The organism is Ureibacillus manganicus DSM 26584 (genome assembly GCF_000772945.1).
Lineage (GTDB): Bacteria > Bacillota > Bacilli > Bacillales_A > Planococcaceae > Ureibacillus > Ureibacillus manganicus.
The window spans coordinates 248,045-268,419 of record NZ_JPVN01000001.1 but is presented as its reverse complement, the minus strand read 5'-3'; the positions used below and the strand labels follow the sequence as shown (position 1 = coordinate 268,419).

Here is a 20,375-nt window from a genome sequence, read left to right as displayed (position 1 = left end):
GGAAGTGTAAACAATGATCGTAACTTTATTTACTTCACCTAGTTGTACGTCATGTAGAAAAGCTAAAGCATGGTTAGAAGAACATGAAATTCCATATAGAGAACGTAATATATTTTCTGAACCTTTATCTATCAGTGAAATTAAGGAAATCTTAAGAATGACTGAAGATGGAACAGATGAAATTATCTCAACACGTTCAAAAATTTTCCAAAAACTAAATGTTGATGTTGAAAGTTTACCTTTACAACAATTATACGAGTTAATTCAGGAATATCCTGGATTGTTACGTCGTCCGATTATTATCGATGAGAAGCGTTTACAAGTTGGTTATAATGAAGACGAGATTCGTCGTTTCTTACCTAGGAAAGTACGTGCTTTCCAATTACTTGAAGCTCAAAAAATGGTCAATTAGTTTAGTAACAATTAAATCGGTAAAATCCAAACGTTAGGGTTTTATCGATTTTTTCTATACATAGAAATATGTCGAAATTTTGTATAAATTTAACCATGGTTTGATGGAATTATCACTTGATTTCGTAGTGATACTCAACTACAATTTCAATATTCAAATAATTTATTTTTATAGATGTTTTTCCTTTCCATTTTAAGTCCAAACATCATACAATAGAGTTATAGAATCACCCCTAAAAAGAATAGCTTTTTTCTTAATTGGTGGTTCAATCTTTATTTTGAATTGTTAACATATAAAAGTTAACGATTTCAAATACTAATAACGCTTTCCGTGTTTTTCAACGAAGACTAGAAGGGAGTTGAAGTTTAATGGACATCGAACGCGTGAATGAAAATACACTAAAACTATTTATTTCTTATCGGGATATTGAGGACCGTGGATATAGTCGAGAAGAAATATGGTACAACAGAGCAAAAGGCGAGGAACTTTTTTGGGATATGATTGGCGAAATCAATACCGAAGATTATTTTGATCTTGATGGCCCAATTTGGATTCATGTCAATGCATCTGAAACAGGATTAGAAGTGATCGTAACTCGTGCTAACATTACTTCTGACGGTGACCCTCAATTACCTCCGAACTATGACGAATCCTCGGATTTTAAAGATAAGAATTCTTTATTTGATTCAATGGATGAAGAGTCAGTAAATGGTTACCAACAGTTCACGAGCGTTTACACTTACAAATTCAGAGATATTGATGAAATAATTCCTTTAGCAAGACGTGCCATTTCTTTCGGTATTCCTTCATCTTTATATAAATTTGATAACAGTTATTACCTTGCTGTTGATTTTACTACAATTGAAGATAAAACATTACGTCAAAATATAAAAGCAATTATTAATGAGTATTTGAATAGCTCAAAGTTATCAATTTATCGACTTGCGGAATATGGAGAACTTATAATGCAGGATAATTGTTTCCAAACAGTCACTCAATATTTTGATTAGTTGAACGGCCAAAATTCTTTAGGATTTTGGCTTATTTTTTTGCCTCAAAAATGGCTTAAATCATAACTTTCAGCGTTTATGAAAGATTTCATTGCCAAAAGATACTCGGGTTTATAGAATAGTTGAAAAGGAGGGAAATTATGCTAGTCGCAATGACTGACCAAAATGAAAGATTTGTACTCCAAGCAGCTATGTCTAAAAACCTACTAAAACAACTTCGAAAAGAAAGACTATTTTTCTGTCCCCAATGCAAAAGTAATGTTCAATTAAAAATTGGATCCATTAAAATCCCTCACTTTGCCCATTTAACAAAAAATGATTGCGAGAGTCAATTTTCAGAGGGAGAGACTGTCACTCATCTTTTGGGAAAACATCATTTATATCAATTGTTTCAACAGTTAGGATATGATGTTGAGTTAGAGAGTTACTTACCGACACTTAAACAAAGACCCGATTTACTTGTAATGATGAAAAGTGGAAAATGCATTGTAATTGAATTCCAATGTAGCACTATTTCAAAAGAATATTTCTTATCGAGGAATAAAGGCTATCAATCTGAAAATATTCAACCAATCTGGATCCCGAGTACGCCACCAAGAAAAAACTTATCTACTGGAATGTTAAAAATCTCCTTAAGTGAACAACTTCAACAATTTGTTCAAACAACGCAAAATCAACGATACTTATTAACCTACAATCCCCATCAACAACAATTTATCTATTTCTCTAATTTGCTCCATATTAAGGACAACCTATATCTAACTAAAGTTCAAAATTTACCTTTGGAAAAGCAACTATTTCCATTTTATCAGCCAAAAAATTTAAAGAGAAATGAATTTTTGCATTACTACAAGACATATCTTGTTTCGAAAGAAAACTTTTTAAATTATCGGCTATTAATTAGCAAGAAGGGGATTAATGACTTATTTTTAAGAAGCGTTTATGAATTACGATTATCTTTATCATCTTTACCACCTTTTCTTGGATTACCATTGAAAGGGAATGAATCTTTAAAAATGTTTGCAGTTGAGTGGCAGACTGCATTATTTTATTTTGCACATGTAAATAAACTAGAAATAGATTTGTTGGATAAAAGAGCGATTCAGTATTTTTTAGATTGGGCAAAACTAAGTAACACAAACGAATCCATAGCATTAGTTCTAGATTATTGTAAGCTGTTGAAACAGATTGAAATTCAACATGTTTATAGTTCAATGAAACCTGTAAATTTAATAGATTTGTTATACACACAATTTCTTGCATAATATTCTGGAAATTGAGAAAATAATAGAGAGTTTTATTCTAATTTGTTTGGAGGCTATTGTATGGCAAAAAAACTATTATCTCGTGAAGAAGTTCCTGCTGAACTAACATGGGACTTAACTACGATTTTTACAACAGATGAAGATTGGGAAAACGAGTTTAAAGAAATCGAAAAATTGTTACCAGAAGCTGAAAAATTTAAAGGGAAAGTAACTGAAAGTGCGAAAAGCTTATATGAAACACTGCAATTTAGTGACCAATTATCCCAAAGATTCGGGAAGCTTTATGTTTATAGTCATTTAAAACACGATCAAGATACTGCAAACAGTAGATACCAAGCAATGGATGGAAGAGTAAGATCATTAGGTGCAAAATTAGGTGCAGCTTGGTCATTTACGACTCCAGAAATTCTTTCTGTTGATGAAGAAACAATTAATAGCTTTTTAACAGAATATGAACCTTTACAATTATATTCACAAATGTTAAAAGAGTTAAACTTACAACGTCCACATGTATTATCTGCGGAAAAGGAAGAAATGTTAGCTCAGTTCTCAGAAGTTAAAGGTGCATCAGGCGGTACATTTAGCGCATTAAACAATGCGGATTTACAATTCCCTGTTATTAAAAATGATAAAGGGGAAGATGTACAGCTTTCTCACGGAAACTATATTTCTTTCTTAGAAAGTTATGATCGCGATGTTCGTCGTGAAGCATTTAAAGCAGTTTATGAAACTTACGGTACGTTTAAAAATACATTTGCTTCAACTCTTTCAGGAAATGTGAAATCTCATAATGTAAGTGCGAAAATTCGTAAATACGATTCCGCAAGACATGCAGCACTTAGCAATAACAATATTCCTGAAAAAGTGTACGATCAACTAATCTCTACAGTACATGAGTTTCTTCCTGTTCTACACCGTTACGTTGCGCTACGCAAAGAAGTATTAGGTGTGGATGAGCTCCATATGTACGATTTGTTCGTGCCATTAGTAAAAGAATTGAATGTTGAAATTCCTTATGAAGAAGCAAAAGAAACAATGGTGAAAAGCTTTGCTCCACTTGGGGAAGAATATCAAACTTTAGTGAAAAAAGGTCTTGATAGCCGTTGGGTTGACGTTCTTGAAAACAAAGGGAAACGTAGTGGGGCTTATTCATCTGGAACATATGGAACAAACCCATATGTATTAATGAACTGGCAGGATAATTTAAATAACCTTTATACTTTAGCGCATGAATTTGGCCATAGTATGCATAGTTACTACACTAGACAAAATCAACCATATCCTTATGCGAGCTATTCCATCTTTGTAGCTGAAGTGGCTTCGACATGTAATGAAGAATTATTGTTTGACTATTTATTAAAAAATACAGAAGATCCTCAAATGAAGATTTATTTATTAAATCAGTGGTTAGATGGATTCCGCGGTACAGTGTTCCGTCAAACGATGTTTGCTGAATTTGAACATATTATTCATGAAATGGATGCACGTGGCGAGGCATTAACTGCTGAAGGATTAACGAAAATCTATTATGACTTAAATAAACAGTATTTCGGTGATGCAATGACTGTTGATGAGGAAATTGGTTTAGAGTGGGCACGTATTCCGCACTTCTATTACAATTACTATGTTTATCAATATGCAACAGGTCAAAGTGCAGCAACTGCATTAAGTAAACAAATTCTAGAAGAAGGTCAACCAGCTGTAGATCGTTACATTAACAACTTCTTAAAAGCTGGGTGTTCAGATTTCCCAATCGAAGTACTTAAAGCTGCAGGTGTTGATATGGAATCACCTCAACCGATTGCAGAAGCTTGCAAAGTTTTCGAGGAAAAATTAGCTGAACTTGAATCGTTATTATTAAAATAATGTGTATGGGCTACAGAGAAATCTGTAGTCTTTTTTTACGTGAAAATTCGACATTTTGCGCTAAGTTCTCGCAATTATATGATGAAATCGCTTTCTATTTGACGAATTTGTGAAATAGTTGTCGTTTTATTGCACTAACCTCTTAATCTATGGTAAGTTTAATACGTGAAATAAATCACATAACAAACATACACCCCTTTGTTTGAACGTGAACATTTCTCCCATCCCCTTTGTGTAAGAGGCGTCATTATTATTCAGAATAATGACGCCTCTTTTTTGTTTGTTTACATCATAGTAAAAATAAAAAAGCAGCCATTATGGCTGCTTTTTATTGAATCTAATAATATATGAGTCTATGAATAAATAAATTTATAATTTCATACGCCAAAGGGTAACATCTTCATTACGTAGGCATTCAATTTTTTGCTGTAACATACGTTTCTTTAATTCACGTTCTGCTTCAATTAGAGGCATAGAGTAGATTTCTGCAAATTCTTCGGTTGACATTGTATTAAAACGGTCAAAAAGCTCATCATAGGATGGAAGCGGACTTCTAATAAGCTCTTTATTTAGTAATTCTTTTAATATTTGAACGTATACATCGTATGCGTAAAGTCCACTTACTTTTAGTCCTTCATCTTCAATACATTCATTGAAAAAGACAATACTTGGTATTTCATCGATTTCCATCTCACGTGTTATGTGTAAATCACATTGAAATGCGCGGGAGGCTTCTTTTGAACCAAAGTCTGCAATAAACTCTTTAATATCCAATTGACACTCAATAGCAATGTCAATAAGTGTAGAGTACAATTGAACATCTTTTGTTTGTAAAATAATATGTTCTTGTAGTTTTTGAATAAAACGAAGAGCAGCACGTTTTCCTTGTAGTTCCGCTGCCTTGATCGCAATAGAAGGTAAAACAGGGTGTGAAATATCCAGTTCAGCACCTGAAAAGCAACCTTTTGTACTCCGACTATTGTTATTCAAAGTAGTAAGATCCGTACTAATTACAATCCGCCATGTAAAGTAATGATCGTATTCAATTTGAAGCTTTCTTAAGATGGTTTGCATTTTTACTGCTTTTGAACAGAAGGGATCAATAAAGATATACAATTCTATAGGCTTTGTAATTTGTGAAGGTGCAATAGGTTCAGATAATAATTGGATATTATTCACTAAAATTCCCCCTCATCTACTACCTGTGTATTTACCATATGATGAGCAGTTAAAACTAGTCGCTTATAATAAACCTCTCTAAACTTACCCTCAAGACCAACTTCATCCATTGCTTCACTCATACATTCAAGCCAAGCCTGTGCATGATCTTGTGTGATTCTAAATGGCAAATGACGTGCTTTCATCATTGGATGACCATGTTCTTCAGTAAATAGATTTGGCCCACCTAGGTACTGGGTCTGAAACTGAATTTGTTTACGTGCCGTTTCCGATAAATCATCAGGAAACAAAGGTCGTAACAATGGGTGCTTATCAACACGTCTATAAAAAGCATATATGAGCTCTTTAAGTTTTTCAGGACCAAGTTCCTCGTAAGGAATCGTGTATTTTCGATTCATAGGTGTAACTCCTTCTTTCTTTTATGAAAAAAACATTACTTCATAAAGTTTTTTGTGAAGTGTTATATACATTCTAACAACCTAGCCTTTTTTTCACAAACAAATCGCATGATGAAATGTTCCCTTGAATGGAAAGACTATTATATGTCCTGTTAAACACGATAAGAGTTTACTATATTTTTTACATAATTCACCGTTTCTTTGAAAGGTGGTATGCCTCCATATTTTTTTACATTTCCAGGACCTGCGTTATAAGCAGCAAGTGCAAGTTCGATATTATTGTTAAATTGACTAAGCATTTCGCTTAAATATTTTGTACCACCCATAATATTTTGTTCGGGATCACTTGAATTTGCAACACCTAAATAACGGGCTGTTCCAGGCATTAGCTGCATTAAACCTGTAGCTCCTGCTGAACTTACCGCATTGGGGTTAAAATTGGACTCTTGTTTAATTACTGCTGCAATTAAATTTTCTGGTATACCATATGTTTTAGAAGCCTTCGAGATGATATCTTCAAAGGCATGTCCTTGGTAATCTTCTCCAATATCGTCATAACTAATATTCGAGGTTGTAGCAGTTCGGTCCATTAGCATATTGTAATACGCTGATGGGATGTATGACTGATTTTGTGAATTTAACATGTATTGATATTCGAAATTTGTTAAATCAGATTCTTGATTAAAAACTAAATTCGATGAAGATTGACTACCCAATAATGCAGAGGCATGACTGCCTAATGAGTTAGTAGAATCCAAGGTTAAGTCTTCTAAAATTTGGGTGAAAATTGAGTTGCTATTTCCATTTATATTACTTACTTGATTTGTAGAAGACCCGATGGATTGAAGTGCTTGTATTTCAAGAAGTCGTTTCATAGATGTAGCATCCAAAGAAATCATCCTTTCTGTGAATGGAGTGCTTTCATAAACCGAGCGATTTTTTTATCGGTAGTTTGTTTCTCTATTTCATATTTTATCAAAAAGTTGTCGAAAATTGTTGAACCAATAATTTCATTATTTGTTTCATATTCAACTTCATAATCATCGCAATTTAAATAGAATGAGTGATCAAGGACAAGTGTCCCATCCTCATAGGATATTTCAACTCGATCAGTTGTTAGCGTACCAAATACTGTTAATTCGTGAATAGGGATATTTAGTTGCTTTAATTTTGACTCGACATCAGGTGCATAAAAGCCTTTTGCTTGTAACATAAGTGATGCTTGATCTGCTGTTAAAATGTCAGTTGTTTCTAAATGCGTATGGTCGGATGTTTTTTCTTTTAATGTGCAAACAGTTTTTGAAATTGTTTCACGTATTCTTAAACCACTAGATAATTTCCTTAAATGCCAGTCAGGCGTATCAAAATAATGATTCACCTGGCGCTTTATTAAATGCTTTTCGATGTTGAATTCCTTTAGTAACCTTTCGTATTGTTCTTTTGTTAAAAGGTTTTTAAATTCAATTTCAATTTCTTGACTCAATTTTGAACTAACTTCCTTTCTGTTAAAAACATTTCACATGATTTCCATTATTCTTTTTCGCAATACTTTGCGCTATGTTAAAATATGATTGAAAAGCGAGCATGAAGGGATGTTAACATATGCGTAATACATATATAATCGAAAAAATTCAATTTGTAGAAAACAAACTTCACTTTAGTTTAAACGAAGATGCTAAGGAAAAACAATTTCTACCTGCAGGTCAAGTACTAGTTGATTCGGATGATTTTTCTTTCATCTATCTAATTGAAGAAGAAAATAAGTACAGTTATTTAAAAATTCCACAATCAATTTGGCCATCATTAGTGGAACTACTTAAAACAGAACAAGACCCTTACTTACAAGTAAGCAATCAGTTGATTGAATTAAGCAACTTTAATGAGGAATTACGAACGCTCCTATTTAATATTGAAGGCAATGACAACTACGGAGCAGATTTCGTAAGCGCAGTTGAAAGCGTATTTGAACCGCTCTTAACAAATGAACAAGAATAATTTATTTTACACATAATTTCTAGATTACTAATACGGGGAATTAGTGCCTCAACATCATGAAATGGTGAACAGTCTTTTTTGCTGGGAGGAAAATTTATGGGACAATGGGATGTATTTTTAAGTCCATATAAACAAGCAGTTGATGAATTAAAAATAAAATTAAAGGGTATGCGTACTCAATTTGGAATACAAGGCAATACCTCTCCTATTGAGTTTGTCACTGGGAGAGTAAAACCATTAGCGAGTATATACGACAAAACGCGCGAAAAGGGAATTCCTTTTGAGCCATCTGAGCAATTAGCAGAGCAAATGCAAGATATTGCTGGAATTCGTATTATGTGTCAATTTGTAGATGACATATCTACGGTTACGAGGTTAATTCGACAAAGAGACGATTTGCGAGTAGTAGAAGAAATTGATTATATTGCTCATAAAAAACAAAGTGGTTATAGGTCATATCATATGATTGTTGAATACCCAGTGGAGACAATTAATGGGAGAATTTCAGTGCTTGCTGAAATACAAATTCGTACATTAGCGATGAACTTTTGGGCATCTATTGAACATTCACTAAACTATAAATATCAAGGTGTTTTTCCAGAGGAAATTAATAATCGTTTACAAAGAGCAGCAGAAGCAGCATTTCAATTAGATGAAGAAATGTCATCTATTCGTAGTGAAATACAAGAGGCCCAAGCATACTTTAGTGAGGTTAAAGAAGCAACAAACCCAACGATTCCTACTACACAAGAACAGGAGCGTGAATAAACTTGAAATTTTCCATTCAATCACGGAGAGATTCTCAATCCAATGAATTAAGTAATCTTGCAAAAACATACTTGCAAGATTTTGGTCTTACTTTTGATGAAGAAGAACCTGAGATAGTTATTTCAATTGGAGGAGATGGAACGTTATTACACGCGTTTCATCGTCATACACATCGATTACATGAGGTGGCGTTTGTAGGGATTCATACAGGACATTTAGGTTTTTATGCAGATTGGAAACCTTCTGAACTAGAAAAACTAGTCTTGTCGATTGCGAAAAAAGAATTCAATGTCGTTGAATACCCATTATTAGAAATTAAAGTACATCATAATAATTCCGATACAAATACCTATTTAGCACTAAATGAGTCCACAGTGAAATCACCTGACGTAACTCTTGTTATGGATATTGAGTTAAACGGGAATCATTTTGAACGTTTTAGAGGGGATGGATTGTGTCTATCAACGCCTTCTGGAAGTACAGCCTACAATAAAGCACTGGGTGGAGCCATTATCCACCCAACTTTACAAGCATTTCAGTTAACTGAAATGGCATCCATCAATAATCGTGTATTCCGTACAGTGGGTTCATCACTAGTTTTACCTGCACATCATAAATGTATTTTAAGGCCGGTTACGGATCAGAAATTTATGATGACTGTAGATCATATCCAACTCGAACAAACAGACCTACAATCAATAACATTTAAGGTTGCCACAGAAAAAGTACGTTTTGCAAGATTCAGACCATTCCCATTTTGGGAACGTGTCCATGAATCATTTATTGCAAACGAATAAATGGAGTAATCATGGATCAAAGATTTATTATTATATTTACAGCTGACGAAGAAGGTGAACTTCTCCGAAAAGCTATAGAACGTCATGGTATTTCAAAACGTGGCTTAACGGCGATTAAATATCGTGGTGGAAATATACTTGTCAACGGTGAAGAAAAAACAGTACGTTATAAGTTAAAGAAAGATGATGAAATCACCATTGTCTTTCCCAAAGAGGAAGTAAGTGATGGATTAATCCCCGAAAAGGGGAAGTTGGACATCATTTTTGAGGACGATGCATTTTTAATCATCAATAAGCCAGCTTTTATGAATACAATCCCTTCAAGAGAACACCCTACAGGCAGTTTGGCTAATTTTGTTTGTGGCTATTTCTTAGAAAAAGGGATTCATTCAACTGTTCATATTGTGACCCGATTAGATCGAGATACCTCAGGCATCGTATGTATTGCTAAACACAGTCATGTACACCATTTAATGGGAGTTCAACAAAAACAACAACAGATCGATAAGCAATATGAAGCGATTGTACATGGACATGTCACCGAATCTGAGCTATCAATCATTGCCCCGATTGGTCGAAAAGAAACAAGTATTATTGAAAGAGAAGTAAGGGACAGTGGGCAATATGCGCATACAGATGTAAAGGTTCTACAAAAGGGCTTTTGCAATGGAGAACCAATTTCCCATGTCAGATTACAACTGCATACTGGAAGAACACATCAAATTAGGGTACATATGGCGCATATAGGTCATCCTTTGGTCGGTGATGACCTATATGGTGGAAGTAGAGAGCTTTTTGAAAGACAAGCCCTTCATTGTGTTTTTTTAGAATTCATACATCCTTTAACAGAACATAAAATAAATTTTTCTAGTGAACTACTTGAAACTATGAGAAATTTAATAAATAATGAACTGTTCGAAGGTTCGTGATTATTTAACCTAATTTGAAAGGAGGGGACAAGTATGAGAGAAAATCTTAACGATACAGCTGTGGAGTTAAACGAAGAGTTCTTAAAGGAATTGTTGCAACTAGACCACATAGAGGAATTTAGAGAGAACTTTTTTACACTACATGAGTATGATCAGGCTCAGTTCTATGAAAAGGTGGGACCTGATATACGACAAAAGATTTATCAATTTTTGTCTCCTCAGGAAATGGCCTTAATCTTCGAGGCACTAGAAATTGAAGATGATGAATATGAAGCGTATTTAAATGAGATGGAAACGTCCTATGCTGCAGGTATGCTTTCATACATGAATACTGATGATGCGGTTGACGTATTAAATGAACTTGATGAAGATCATCGTGATAGTTTTTTAGAGATGATGGATAGCGAGACAGTTGAAGAATTTCATGAGCTTTTAGCTTATGCGGAATATACTGCTGGGGCAATTATGACCACTGAGTATGTTTCTATTTTAGAAAATTCAACGGTTCGATCAGCAATGGCAGTGCTTAGAAAAGAAGCACCCAATGCTGAAACTATATACTATGTTTTTGTTGTAGACGATGACCATCGTTTGACTGGGGTTCTTTCATTAAGAGACTTAATTATTTCAAACGAAGATACAATTATAAAAGAAATTATGAAAGAACGTGTCGTGTTTGCGAAAGTAACAGATGATCAAGAATCAGTTGCTCAACTCATTAAAGATTACAACTTTTTAGCATTGCCGGTTGTCAGTGAAAATAATGAATTAGTTGGAATAATTACCGTTGATGATATTATCGATGTTATTGAAGAAGAAGCATCTGATGACTATTCAAAGTTAGCTGGTATTTCAGATGTAGATGACGTTGATGTAAATCCATTTAGGGCTGCAAGAAAAAGATTGCCTTGGCTGATCATGTTGCTATTTTTAGGAACATTAACAGCTTCATTAATGTCTAGATTTGAAGCAACCTTAGATCAAGTTGCACTTTTGGCACTTTTTATTCCATTAATCTCAGGTACTTCTGGTAATAGCGGTACTCAAGCGTTAGCCGTTGCCGTGCGCGGGATTGCTACGGGTGAAATTGACGGGAAAAATAAATTTAAATTATTGATTAGAGAAATTTGTACTGGACTTATTACTGGAATAGTCTGTGGAATCGTTGTAGTTGGAATTATTTATTTTTGGCAACATTCCCTTATTATTGGCTTACTTGTAGGAGCTGCAATATGCTGTTCAATAGTTGTAGCAACCATAGCAGGATCTTTCATTCCTTTACTTATACACAAATTAGGTGTAGATCCGGCAGTAGCGTCTGGTCCATTTATAACAACATTAAATGACATTACGAGTATATTAATTTATTTAGGATTAGCAACTACCCTTATTTCCCAAATAAGTTAAGAAAAACATTTTGAAAGAAGCTTTTTCCCTAGGTTTATGTCACGAAAAATTTCGTTTTGCATATTTATAGGAAAAAAAGGATGTGCAAAATTGGAACTGCAACAACCAAAACTTTTTATTCAAAGTCCACCATTCTATTATGTGGAAGTAAAAGAATCTCCTGGAGAGGAGAATACTTTCTTTGATGAAAGTACATCAGTTTACGAAATTGCGAGATCAGAAAAAGTTGAAAAAATTCAAAACGATGTCATTTTAAGACAATTAAATTATTTCTCCCAACCTCTTTATCGAAGTCGTAATTATGTTTTTCATATGGAAGATGGTGGGAAAATAGTTGGTGCTATTGTAGAAGTGGATGGCCTTAATGTAAAAGTAAAAACATCTACAAACTTGGAAATAATAAATGGAAACCAAATAAAAGCAATAACAATTTCAAATAGATTGTAATAACGATTAGTAAAACGGCAAATTCTAAATAAAGGATTTGTCGTTTTTTTTCGGGCTAAACTCACCAAGTGAAATGAAGTTATAAATAAAAAGGGCCAACTCTAGGTAGAGTTAGCCACTTCTTAATTTAGTCACAAATGTTTAAGTCACAGTCTGCAACACACTGAATTGCTGTAAAGTTATTAAGATCCACTGTTACACAAGTTTCTGTTTTCTTGAATTTTCTAATGTCAGCAAAAATCTCTGGATTAATATTATTATTTTCAAGATCAACTACAGAATTATCTACATCAAAACCGTCTGCCATATCTGAACCTGCACCTGATCCACCTCCGCTTGGAGCCGAACCATTTGGTACTACTACGTATTCAAGCGCGCGTAGAGTAGCACAGCAGTCACCAAATACATCTTCTACTCGGAAGAAAATTGTAGGGAAGAAGTTATAGCCTCTTCTAGCCATTACTTTAAATGGTCTTCCTAATTCATCTAGCAACATAAAAACTCGTGTATCGGCATTTTTTGAACGATGCGAAAGTCCTCCAAGTGGTTCAAGGAAGCAACTTGTTCCACAAGTATCGCAATCATGTCTTACTGCCGCATTTTGAATTTTTAAGATGGATTTCACAACTTCACAAACACACCCACGGTCATTATGTTTATCACCATGGAAAGAACTACTATCTTGGTTTCTACCACAACCCATTTTAAATTCACCCCTCTTGTTATTTGCTTCAATCTACAATATGTCGTTTTGAAATTTGAAACAGGGCGTTTGACTATAGGCGCTAAATTTTGGCCTAAATATTTATGTAAATGTAATTGCAAATATATATAGAATAGATTCTTTCTAAAACGAGAATAATAACTACAAAAAGGGGGTTGAATTTTGAAAAAAATGGCATTTTTCTTTTTCGTCCCTTTATTACTAACAGGCTGTTCTGGTAATGAGAAAACGATTGAAGTATATGACGTTTTGGATGATGCACAAAAACGTGTTGAAGTACGAGAAGTGCTGGATAGTAATGAAGATGTTTATAGTGGAACTGCAATATTTGTAGATCAACAATTGCTTGTAGCCGTTCAAGCGAAACCATGGCTAGACTATAAAAAAGAAAAAATCGAAAAAGAGTTAACCAAACAGTTTGAAGAACGTTTTACAGAGTTTGATGTATTAGTTTCTGCAGATTATAAGTTATTTTGGGAAGCGAACAAACTTATGGAAGAAAAAGATCAACAAAAAGTAAATGACAAAGTAAAGAAATTAAAAGAATTAGAAAAGGAGGAAACGTAATGGAACAAGAACAGTATAAAAATCTTGAACAGCAGATTACTCCTCCAACACCTTATATGAAGAACGCCTTAATAGCATTTTTTGTAGGTGGAATTATTTGCACTATAGGACATGCAATCACATATTTTTATATCATCTTCTTTGACTTTACTGAAAAGACTGTTGGTAATCCAACTGTTTCTACTATGATATTCTTATCAATGTTGTTAACTGGGTTTGGATTATATAAAAAATTAGGTCAATTTGCTGGAGCAGGTAGTGCGGTTCCTGTTACAGGGTTCGGTAATGCAGTAATATCAGCTGCAATTGAGCATCGTACAGAAGGAGTTGTTCTCGGTATAGGTGGAAACATCTTTAAACTAGCCGGTTCAGTAATCCTATTTGGGGTAGCATCTGCCTTTTTTGTTGCCCTCATTAAACTAATACTCGTAACGATAGGTGTTGTACAATGGTAATCGAATTTAAATCTAAACCCTCCATTTTAGCTAATGGCGCTGTTGCAGGTCCCTTAGAAAAGAAAAGTGTCTTTTATTCGTATTTTGACTCAATTGTCGAAGATGAACGATGGAATGAAAAGACTAACGAACAAGGTCACTCCACGATGATTTTAGATGCATGTGATATTGTCATGAAGAAAGCGAATATTAAAAATTTAGATGTCGATTTTTTTCTAAGTGGAGATTTAGTCAATCAAATGACACCATCAAATTTTGCAGCAAGGGAACTCGCTATTTCATTTATAGGATTATTTTCGGCATGTGCTACTTCAGTTTCTTCTGTTATTATTGCAAGTTTGTTAACAGAATTGGGAGCATCCCAATTAGCTATTGCTGGGGCTGCAAGCCAACATAATGCGATTGAAAAGCAATTCCGATATCCGAATTATTATGGTGCTAAAAAGCCAGCAACTGCACAATGGACTGTAACAGCTGCAGGATATGCGTTAGTAGGGAAACACAATCCAGAATATCCCTCTATTGTAGCTGCAACAGTTGGGAAGGTAGTTGATTATGGAGATACAAATCCGTTTCATATGGGTGGCGCAATGGCCCCTGCTGCTTATGATACCATCGTTGCCCATCTGAAAAAGCGAAATCAAAAGTTTCAAGATTATGACCTGATTATGACTGGTGATTTAGGGAAAATTGGATTAAAAATACTGAAAGCGATGTTCGCACAAGCAGGAGTAACACCAGAGGAGTTACAGTTACTAAGAGATGCAGGCGCGGAGTTCTATGGAGAAGATCAAGCCTTTCAAGCAGGTGCTAGTGGTGCAGGATGTTCTGCAGCTGTGTATTTTAGTTACATTATTCAACAATTGAAAAGTGGTCGATTTAAACGGGTATTATTATGTGCCACAGGTGCACTACTTTCACCACTTTCTTTCCAACAAGGTGAATCTATCCCATGTACTGCACATGCAATTGAACTAACGATGGAGTGAGGCAAAACATGATATTCATTGATTTTCTCTTAGCGTTTGTAATTGGAGGGTTCATCTGTTTAATTGGTCAGTTAATAATGGACTTTGGAAAGCTAACACCTGGGCATACGCTTTCAATTTTAGTAGTTGCTGGTGCGATTCTTTCAGGTCTTGGTTTATATCAACCGCTTATTGATCTAGCAGGAGCAGGTGCAACTATCCCAATTACTTCGTTTGGACATTCTCTAACTCAAGGCGCAATTGCAGAAGCCCAAAAGCATGGCTGGGTAGGTGTACTTACAGGTATGTTTGAAGTGACAAGCTCTGGAATTAGCGCGGCAATCGTATTTGGATTTATCGCAGCATTTATTTTTAAACCAAAAGGAAAAGCAAACTAGACGAATACCCCGACTTTTACTTTGACCCTTGCATAGGATAAAAAGTGAAAGGAGGGGATTTTTTTATGTGGAATAACAATTTTTGTGGTTGCAATCAAGTAAGTCCTGCATATGATATGGGGAATGATTACTGTGATCATGGCGGCAAAAACAACTCAATGTTTGTATTAATCGTAGTATTATTTATTCTTTTAATCATCGTTGGAAGTGTTGTTTGCTGGTAGGGTTATTGTTAGGAGGGAGAAAATGCAAAACCCTTTTTTTAAACAAATTGAAAATAAAACAGGCGTAGGAATGGAAGATATTTTTGAACTAGCTAATGCGATTCAAAATGCAGATTTTAAAAACGAGAAACAAGTTCGTAAAATTGTTCAACGTGTTAGTAAATTAGCAAAAAAACCAATTACGCGAGATTTAGAAGATAAGATTGTGCAATCTATTGTAAAAGATGGAAACGCATTAGATTTCAGCAAAATTGAAAAAATGATGAAACAATAACTAAAAGTGGAAGGCGCTCGCCCAGCTCCGAAAAAAACTGGAAGAACTGCCAACAAGGGCGCGCTCTTTGCCCTTGATGGCAGTTCTGAAGTTTTCGAGGAGCTAGCGCCTGGAACTAGACAAACGAAAAGTGGAAGGCGCTCGCGATTGTTAGTCACACCAAAAAAAGGCAGTTGCTTTTAAGCAGCAGCCTTTGCTTTTTATAAAAGGGAAATCAAAGAAAATTATAGCGTATTAATTTGCTAATTTTTCAGTGGAACTATGGGCATCTAAAAGTGATTTTTCCATTGAACGATGAGGTATCCCAGCATCTAAAAACTCTGGAGAGCTAACGACATAGCTCAATTTCTCATAGAAGGGAATAGCGTATGATTGAGCATTTAACTTCAGTTTGCTAAAATTATTTTCTATTGCATATTTTTCCACTTCATTCATCATTAGAATACCAATTCTTTTTCCACGATACTCAGATAACACACATACTCTTTCGATTTTACCAACTTTAGGTTCATATTCTCTAATACGTGCGGCTGCTATTACTTGATCGCCATCAAGAATAATGAAATGCGTTGCAGTTTTATCATATTCATCTAATTCTAAATGTTCAGGAACGCCCTGTTCATCTACGAAAACTTTTTTTCTAACTTTAAAGGCAAGTTCCAATTGTTGTTTTGTTTCGACTTTTTCTACTGTATACACTATTAAATTTCATCTCCAGTTAACTTATAGGTTTCATAAGTTGTCCATGATCCATCTTCAAGCTGATAAAGTAAATGGATACGGTCAATTGTATCTTGTTGGTTAACACCAACCATGCGTAATTGTCCGTAAACATCATCATGCTCAGATGCAGTGATGTCTTGTGCGATTGTAATATGCGGTACAAAAACATGTCTAGGTTTACCGATTTTAATTTCACTGTGTAACTCATCGTGTAAATTAGTTAATTGTTCAGTAGGTTCAATTTTGAAATATATTACATTAGTAATAGGGAAGAACGAGCTGATGCGTGAGGCATGGATTTTTAACGGTGCATATTTTTTTGCAATAGATGATATTTTTTCAGAGATAGCCTGAATATCTACATCTTCCACCTCGAATGCTTCTTTCAATGTTATATGAGGTGTTACTTTAGAGTAGTGTGAATCATAACGCTTGCGATAAGTATTCGCTAAATCCTGGATTTTTTTTGAAGGAAAAGCAACAATTCCATATTTCATAACTATACCTCCTTATTTGAATTTTCTTAATTTTAAGTATAACAAAAGTGACTCTAGATACGAAATTTATAGCCCTCTAGTAAGAAAAATTTTCTATTAATGCCCTTCGTAAATCTGGCTTCCAATATTTCCAAGTATGATTTCCCTCAAATTCTTCATAGAATGTTTTATATCCTTTTTCGGTTAAAAGTTGATGTAGCTTTCTGTTTGGTGTTAAGAAATCTTTGATCGTTTTATCTGTTGTGAGTACTTCAATTTCCTCTTTACCAATAATGTGGTAAATCGAGATGTGATTATGAGCTTGAGACTCTTGAACAATTTCTAATACATTTTCGTCAACGTAAGGTGATTGTAAAATAGTTTTACTAAATATGTTTGGATATTTTAAAGCTGCTAATAATGATACTGTTGCTGCCATCGAATCTCCAATTAGCCCACGGGTTGACCCCATTTGTAGTGTTGAATATTCTCTATCTATAAAGGGTACAAGTTCATGAGCTAAAAATCGTAAGTAAGCTTCGTGTTTTTCGCCAGTTGGAATGTATTTACTTTTTCGGTCATGTATATTTTTATATGGGATTCCAACTATAATTATGTTCTCAATTTCAAATTCATTAATCAATTCGTCAGCTAATTTTGTAATACCTCCTAATTGGAAGTAATCTTTTCCATCAGAAGCAAGTAAAATGTTATATTTATTTAGAGGTGTATAATTCGCTGGAACATATACTAATAATTCAATTTCTTCTTGTAGCGATTCACTGTAAAAAGCAATGTCATTAATCGTTCCCTTTTCCACATTCATGCCTCCTTACATAAGTACTATTTAACTTCATTCAGCTTAAGTTACTAATTTCTATTAGTGGTGAGTTGTATGCAAACATTAAATCTATTTGCTTGGGGGTTCGAACAGAATGAAGTTAGCCTCCGGCGGATGCCACAGATTTTTAAAGTTTGAAAAGATGAACTTAGACTAAGAGCGCCACGTCCTGTGGCAACGTCTAAGTGACCAACATCCTGTTGGCCTTAGCTCGATAAAATCTGGGCTCAAATACGCCAAGGCGCATTTGATTAATTGTATCACATTGAATTATTGACGTGTACTATAGAGATAGGCTATATGTACGGAAATTAAATAAAACTAAAGAGAGGTAATTTTAATGGATGATAAAAATTCGCGCGTACATTCAAATGATGTTACGAAAGCTGCAAAAGATGCTCTAGAGCGACGTGGTGTGAAAATCGAAGATATCGCGGAAATCGTTTATGAAATGCAAAAAAAATACAATGATGGACTGGAATTGGAGCATTGTATCACATCGGTATCTCGGGTTTTACGTAAACGGGAAGTTCAACATGCAGTTTTAGTTGGTGTTGAACTTGATGAACTTGCAGAAAAGAAAATGTTATCTTATCCATTGCAACAAATTGTGGAGTCTGATGAGGGGTTATTTGGTGTTGATGAGACATTAGCACTTGGATCCGTTTTAACTTATGGGAGCATCGCACTCACAACTTACGGTCATTTAGATAAAGAGAAAATTGGCATTATCAAGAAATTAGATACAAAAGCCGGAGAATCAGTTAATACATTTTTAGATGATCTTGTTGCAAGCATTGCTGCTAGTGCTGCCTCTAGAATCGCACATAATATGCGTGACCTAGAAGAAGAAGGAGACACTTTCGCAGATGTTCCACCAGTGGCTTTAGATACAGACGAAGAAAGTATTTGATACAGGCTGGGACAAAAGATAGTTTTCAACCAAAAGTCCGTATTACGTATAATAAAAATCTGTTAACGCTTTATTAGAAAGGCGTCGCTTCCGAGGCATGCGAAGACTCTCTCGAAAATGCTAAAGCATTTTCTCGTTGCGATGATTATTCAAGGAAGCATTCCTTGTCCTGCAGGACGTAGAAGCAGTCATGAGACCCCGGAGAGCTTTAGCTCCCGGAGGCTCATGGCTTCCCTTGGATGCGCGAAGACATGCATCGGAAACGAACGTCACTATATCAAAAAGATACAATCTATATTGATGGACCGCACCTTTTCACTTATGTCCCAGCCTGTTTGCTCTAAATAAAACAAGGTTTCCCAAACTTAGGGAACCTTGTTTTTTTAGTCCATAGATTCATGTTTATAATAATTTTCAGCAATAGATGGAATTGTAGAGTAGTTTTCTAACATAATATGCTCTAAATCAGATTTGTCTAAAGTTAAGGACATCACAGTGAGTTTTTCATCTAAGTTCCATGACACTGTTATTGAGGTAATCTTTTCGACCTCTGAGGATTGAAGTAAAATTGGATAAGTTTCTCTTAATAAGTTTTCTTCAGTTAAAATGTCTTTACTAAGGAGTTTTAACGACACATGTTCTTCTTCACCTGTTGGAGACACTTGCAAATCGAGAATTGCATCTTCAGATATTTCATTTTCAACAATTGATGCTACTGTCATCATTGTAGAATATCCTGGTGCTCTATTCATAGACTCTATCTCTGGTAAGTCATTTAAATTTGTAAACGGGTCTGTATCATTAATGAAAACGCCAACTAATCCAACAACGATAAATAGCGTCAATATTAACATAAAAATTAAATTAAATTTTCTCACAGAATTATCCCTCCTCATATTAAATTATATTAATAACGAGGAGGAAATAATAGCAAATCCTATTAATTTTTTAAAATCAACTTAATCAATGTCTATTCAGTTTGTGTTTCTTCATGTGGCAATTGTTCTTCTGTTAAGAATAAAAAAGATTCGTCTTCTAATAGATGTGTTTTTTCCTCATTTAGACCAACGGACAATGGTCCAGAAAATATTTGCTCCCACCAAGTATCAGTCGAAATCATATAAAATTGCCCCCTTTTTTAAAATGTACCCCTTGCTCTATAGCATGAACTTCTATCCAGAAGTAGTCTCTTGTTAAATAATTGTGATAAGATTTTGCCAAAGATACGATTTTTAATTGAATATACTTTCAACCGAATGAAGTTTAGGCCACTACTTACGCCAAGGCGTATTTTAGTAATATTCGCTTGAAATAAGCAAACCTACGTTATGCTATAGAA

The 20,375-nt window shown here is 34.6% G+C and carries 27 protein-coding genes; 17 read left to right on the top strand and 10 right to left on the bottom strand.

Annotation, left to right across the window (positions count from 1 at the left end; translation table 11 throughout):
* Nucleotides 1-16: 16 nt before the first annotated feature.
* The 4 genes from spxA (at nucleotide 17) to pepF (ending at nucleotide 4,553) form a co-directional block, all read left to right on the top strand.
* On the top strand, nucleotides 17-412 hold the full coding sequence (spxA, locus tag CD29_RS01315) for a transcriptional regulator SpxA (RefSeq protein WP_170949384.1): 396 nt from the start codon (nucleotides 17-19) through the stop codon (nucleotides 410-412).
* Nucleotides 413-780: 368 nt separating this feature from the next.
* A complete protein-coding gene (gene mecA, locus CD29_RS01310; RefSeq protein WP_036182000.1) occupies nucleotides 781-1,422 on the top strand; it encodes an adaptor protein MecA in 642 nt (213 codons plus the stop codon).
* 140 nt (nucleotides 1,423-1,562) lie between these two features.
* Nucleotides 1,563-2,687, top strand: a complete 1,125-nt coding sequence (locus tag CD29_RS19495) for a competence protein CoiA (protein ID WP_052123936.1) — start codon at nucleotides 1,563-1,565, stop codon at nucleotides 2,685-2,687.
* A gap of 60 nt (nucleotides 2,688-2,747) precedes the next feature.
* Nucleotides 2,748-4,553: an oligoendopeptidase F gene (pepF, locus tag CD29_RS01300; protein WP_036181998.1), complete on the top strand. Its 1,806-nt coding sequence runs from the start codon at nucleotides 2,748-2,750 to the stop codon at nucleotides 4,551-4,553.
* Between the two features lie 369 nt (nucleotides 4,554-4,922).
* Here pepF and CD29_RS01295 read toward each other — a convergent pair whose 3' ends face one another.
* The 4 genes from CD29_RS01295 to CD29_RS01280 form a co-directional block, all read right to left on the bottom strand.
* Entirely contained in the window at nucleotides 4,923-5,732 is an 810-nt protein-coding gene (locus CD29_RS01295) for a DsbA family protein (protein WP_036181996.1), read from the bottom strand.
* Nucleotides 5,732-6,130 carry a globin domain-containing protein gene (locus tag CD29_RS01290; RefSeq protein ID WP_036181994.1) on the bottom strand — a complete coding sequence of 133 codons (399 nt, stop codon included), beginning with the start codon at nucleotides 6,128-6,130 and terminating at the stop codon, nucleotides 5,732-5,734. The genes CD29_RS01295 and CD29_RS01290 overlap by 1 nt, the downstream gene beginning before the upstream one ends.
* 152 nt (nucleotides 6,131-6,282) lie before the next feature.
* Nucleotides 6,283-7,020: a lytic transglycosylase domain-containing protein gene (locus CD29_RS01285; RefSeq protein WP_036181992.1), complete on the bottom strand. Its 738-nt coding sequence runs from the start codon at nucleotides 7,018-7,020 to the stop codon at nucleotides 6,283-6,285.
* A 5-nt stretch (nucleotides 7,021-7,025) separates the two neighbouring features.
* The gene (locus CD29_RS01280) at nucleotides 7,026-7,613 is read right to left on the bottom strand and encodes a CYTH domain-containing protein (RefSeq protein ID WP_036181990.1); all 588 of its coding nucleotides are present in this window, start codon (nucleotides 7,611-7,613) and stop codon (nucleotides 7,026-7,028) included.
* Between the two features lie 119 nt (nucleotides 7,614-7,732).
* Here CD29_RS01280 and CD29_RS01275 point away from each other — a divergent pair, with 119 nt between their 5' ends.
* The 6 genes from CD29_RS01275 (at nucleotide 7,733) to CD29_RS01250 (ending at nucleotide 12,473) form a co-directional block, all read left to right on the top strand.
* Nucleotides 7,733-8,125, top strand: coding sequence for a UPF0738 family protein (locus tag CD29_RS01275; protein ID WP_036181988.1), 393 nt, complete (start codon nucleotides 7,733-7,735; stop codon nucleotides 8,123-8,125).
* 96 nt (nucleotides 8,126-8,221) lie between these two features.
* Nucleotides 8,222-8,893: a GTP pyrophosphokinase gene (locus tag CD29_RS01270; RefSeq protein WP_036181986.1), complete on the top strand. Its 672-nt coding sequence runs from the start codon at nucleotides 8,222-8,224 to the stop codon at nucleotides 8,891-8,893.
* Between the two features lie 2 nt (nucleotides 8,894-8,895).
* A complete protein-coding gene (locus CD29_RS01265; RefSeq protein WP_036181984.1) occupies nucleotides 8,896-9,690 on the top strand; it encodes an NAD kinase in 795 nt (264 codons plus the stop codon).
* An 11-nt stretch (nucleotides 9,691-9,701) separates the two neighbouring features.
* On the top strand, nucleotides 9,702-10,619 hold the full coding sequence (locus CD29_RS01260; RefSeq protein ID WP_036181982.1) for an RluA family pseudouridine synthase: 918 nt from the start codon (nucleotides 9,702-9,704) through the stop codon (nucleotides 10,617-10,619).
* A 33-nt stretch (nucleotides 10,620-10,652) separates the two neighbouring features.
* Nucleotides 10,653-12,026: a magnesium transporter gene (gene mgtE, locus CD29_RS01255; RefSeq protein WP_036181980.1), complete on the top strand. Its 1,374-nt coding sequence runs from the start codon at nucleotides 10,653-10,655 to the stop codon at nucleotides 12,024-12,026.
* A 90-nt stretch (nucleotides 12,027-12,116) separates the two neighbouring features.
* Nucleotides 12,117-12,473: a hypothetical protein gene (locus CD29_RS01250; protein WP_052123935.1), complete on the top strand. Its 357-nt coding sequence runs from the start codon at nucleotides 12,117-12,119 to the stop codon at nucleotides 12,471-12,473.
* 127 nt (nucleotides 12,474-12,600) lie between these two features.
* On the opposite strand, the gene CD29_RS01245 is transcribed toward CD29_RS01250, so the two are convergent.
* Nucleotides 12,601-13,176 (bottom strand): CotY/CotZ family spore coat protein, encoded by a 576-nt coding sequence (locus tag CD29_RS01245; protein WP_036181978.1) that lies wholly within the window; start codon nucleotides 13,174-13,176, stop codon nucleotides 12,601-12,603.
* A gap of 183 nt (nucleotides 13,177-13,359) precedes the next feature.
* Here CD29_RS01245 and CD29_RS01240 point away from each other — a divergent pair, with 183 nt between their 5' ends.
* The 6 genes from CD29_RS01240 to CD29_RS01220 all read left to right on the top strand — a co-directional run bounded on the left by CD29_RS01240 (nucleotide 13,360) and on the right by CD29_RS01220 (nucleotide 16,083).
* Nucleotides 13,360-13,764 carry a hypothetical protein gene (locus CD29_RS01240; RefSeq protein WP_052123934.1) on the top strand — a complete coding sequence of 135 codons (405 nt, stop codon included), beginning with the start codon at nucleotides 13,360-13,362 and terminating at the stop codon, nucleotides 13,762-13,764.
* The gene (gene spoVAC / locus CD29_RS01235) at nucleotides 13,764-14,219 is read left to right on the top strand and encodes a stage V sporulation protein AC (protein ID WP_036181976.1); all 456 of its coding nucleotides are present in this window, start codon (nucleotides 13,764-13,766) and stop codon (nucleotides 14,217-14,219) included. Before CD29_RS01240 ends, spoVAC begins: the two co-directional genes overlap by 1 nt.
* Nucleotides 14,213-15,208: a stage V sporulation protein AD gene (locus tag CD29_RS01230; protein ID WP_036181974.1), complete on the top strand. Its 996-nt coding sequence runs from the start codon at nucleotides 14,213-14,215 to the stop codon at nucleotides 15,206-15,208. The genes spoVAC and CD29_RS01230 overlap by 7 nt, the downstream gene beginning before the upstream one ends.
* Before the next feature lie 8 nt (nucleotides 15,209-15,216).
* Nucleotides 15,217-15,585 carry a stage V sporulation protein AE gene (gene spoVAE, locus CD29_RS01225; protein WP_036181972.1) on the top strand — a complete coding sequence of 123 codons (369 nt, stop codon included), beginning with the start codon at nucleotides 15,217-15,219 and terminating at the stop codon, nucleotides 15,583-15,585.
* Between the two features lie 65 nt (nucleotides 15,586-15,650).
* The gene (locus tag CD29_RS19855; protein ID WP_081976099.1) at nucleotides 15,651-15,809 is read left to right on the top strand and encodes a YjcZ family sporulation protein; all 159 of its coding nucleotides are present in this window, start codon (nucleotides 15,651-15,653) and stop codon (nucleotides 15,807-15,809) included.
* A 22-nt stretch (nucleotides 15,810-15,831) separates the two neighbouring features.
* Nucleotides 15,832-16,083, top strand: coding sequence for a stage VI sporulation protein F (locus CD29_RS01220; protein WP_036181969.1), 252 nt, complete (start codon nucleotides 15,832-15,834; stop codon nucleotides 16,081-16,083).
* 234 nt (nucleotides 16,084-16,317) lie between these two features.
* On the opposite strand, the gene CD29_RS01215 is transcribed toward CD29_RS01220, so the two are convergent.
* The 3 genes from CD29_RS01215 to CD29_RS01205 all read right to left on the bottom strand — a co-directional run bounded on the left by CD29_RS01215 (nucleotide 16,318) and on the right by CD29_RS01205 (nucleotide 18,102).
* Nucleotides 16,318-16,782, bottom strand: coding sequence for a GNAT family N-acetyltransferase (locus CD29_RS01215; RefSeq protein ID WP_036181967.1), 465 nt, complete (start codon nucleotides 16,780-16,782; stop codon nucleotides 16,318-16,320).
* A gap of 2 nt (nucleotides 16,783-16,784) precedes the next feature.
* Nucleotides 16,785-17,303: a YjcG family protein gene (locus CD29_RS01210; protein WP_036181964.1), complete on the bottom strand. Its 519-nt coding sequence runs from the start codon at nucleotides 17,301-17,303 to the stop codon at nucleotides 16,785-16,787.
* Nucleotides 17,304-17,379: 76 nt separating this feature from the next.
* The gene (locus tag CD29_RS01205; RefSeq protein ID WP_081976098.1) at nucleotides 17,380-18,102 is read right to left on the bottom strand and encodes an alpha/beta hydrolase; all 723 of its coding nucleotides are present in this window, start codon (nucleotides 18,100-18,102) and stop codon (nucleotides 17,380-17,382) included.
* Between the two features lie 361 nt (nucleotides 18,103-18,463).
* Here CD29_RS01205 and CD29_RS01200 point away from each other — a divergent pair, with 361 nt between their 5' ends.
* Nucleotides 18,464-19,036: a phosphatidylglycerophosphatase A family protein gene (locus CD29_RS01200; RefSeq protein ID WP_036181961.1), complete on the top strand. Its 573-nt coding sequence runs from the start codon at nucleotides 18,464-18,466 to the stop codon at nucleotides 19,034-19,036.
* Between the two features lie 383 nt (nucleotides 19,037-19,419).
* Here CD29_RS01200 and CD29_RS01195 read toward each other — a convergent pair whose 3' ends face one another.
* Nucleotides 19,420-19,914, bottom strand: coding sequence for a hypothetical protein (locus CD29_RS01195; protein WP_036181960.1), 495 nt, complete (start codon nucleotides 19,912-19,914; stop codon nucleotides 19,420-19,422).
* Between the two features lie 92 nt (nucleotides 19,915-20,006).
* Complete coding sequence (locus CD29_RS20385) at nucleotides 20,007-20,156, bottom strand: hypothetical protein (protein ID WP_169716139.1); 150 nt, start codon at nucleotides 20,154-20,156, stop codon at nucleotides 20,007-20,009.
* Between the last annotated feature and the right edge of the window lie 219 nt (nucleotides 20,157-20,375).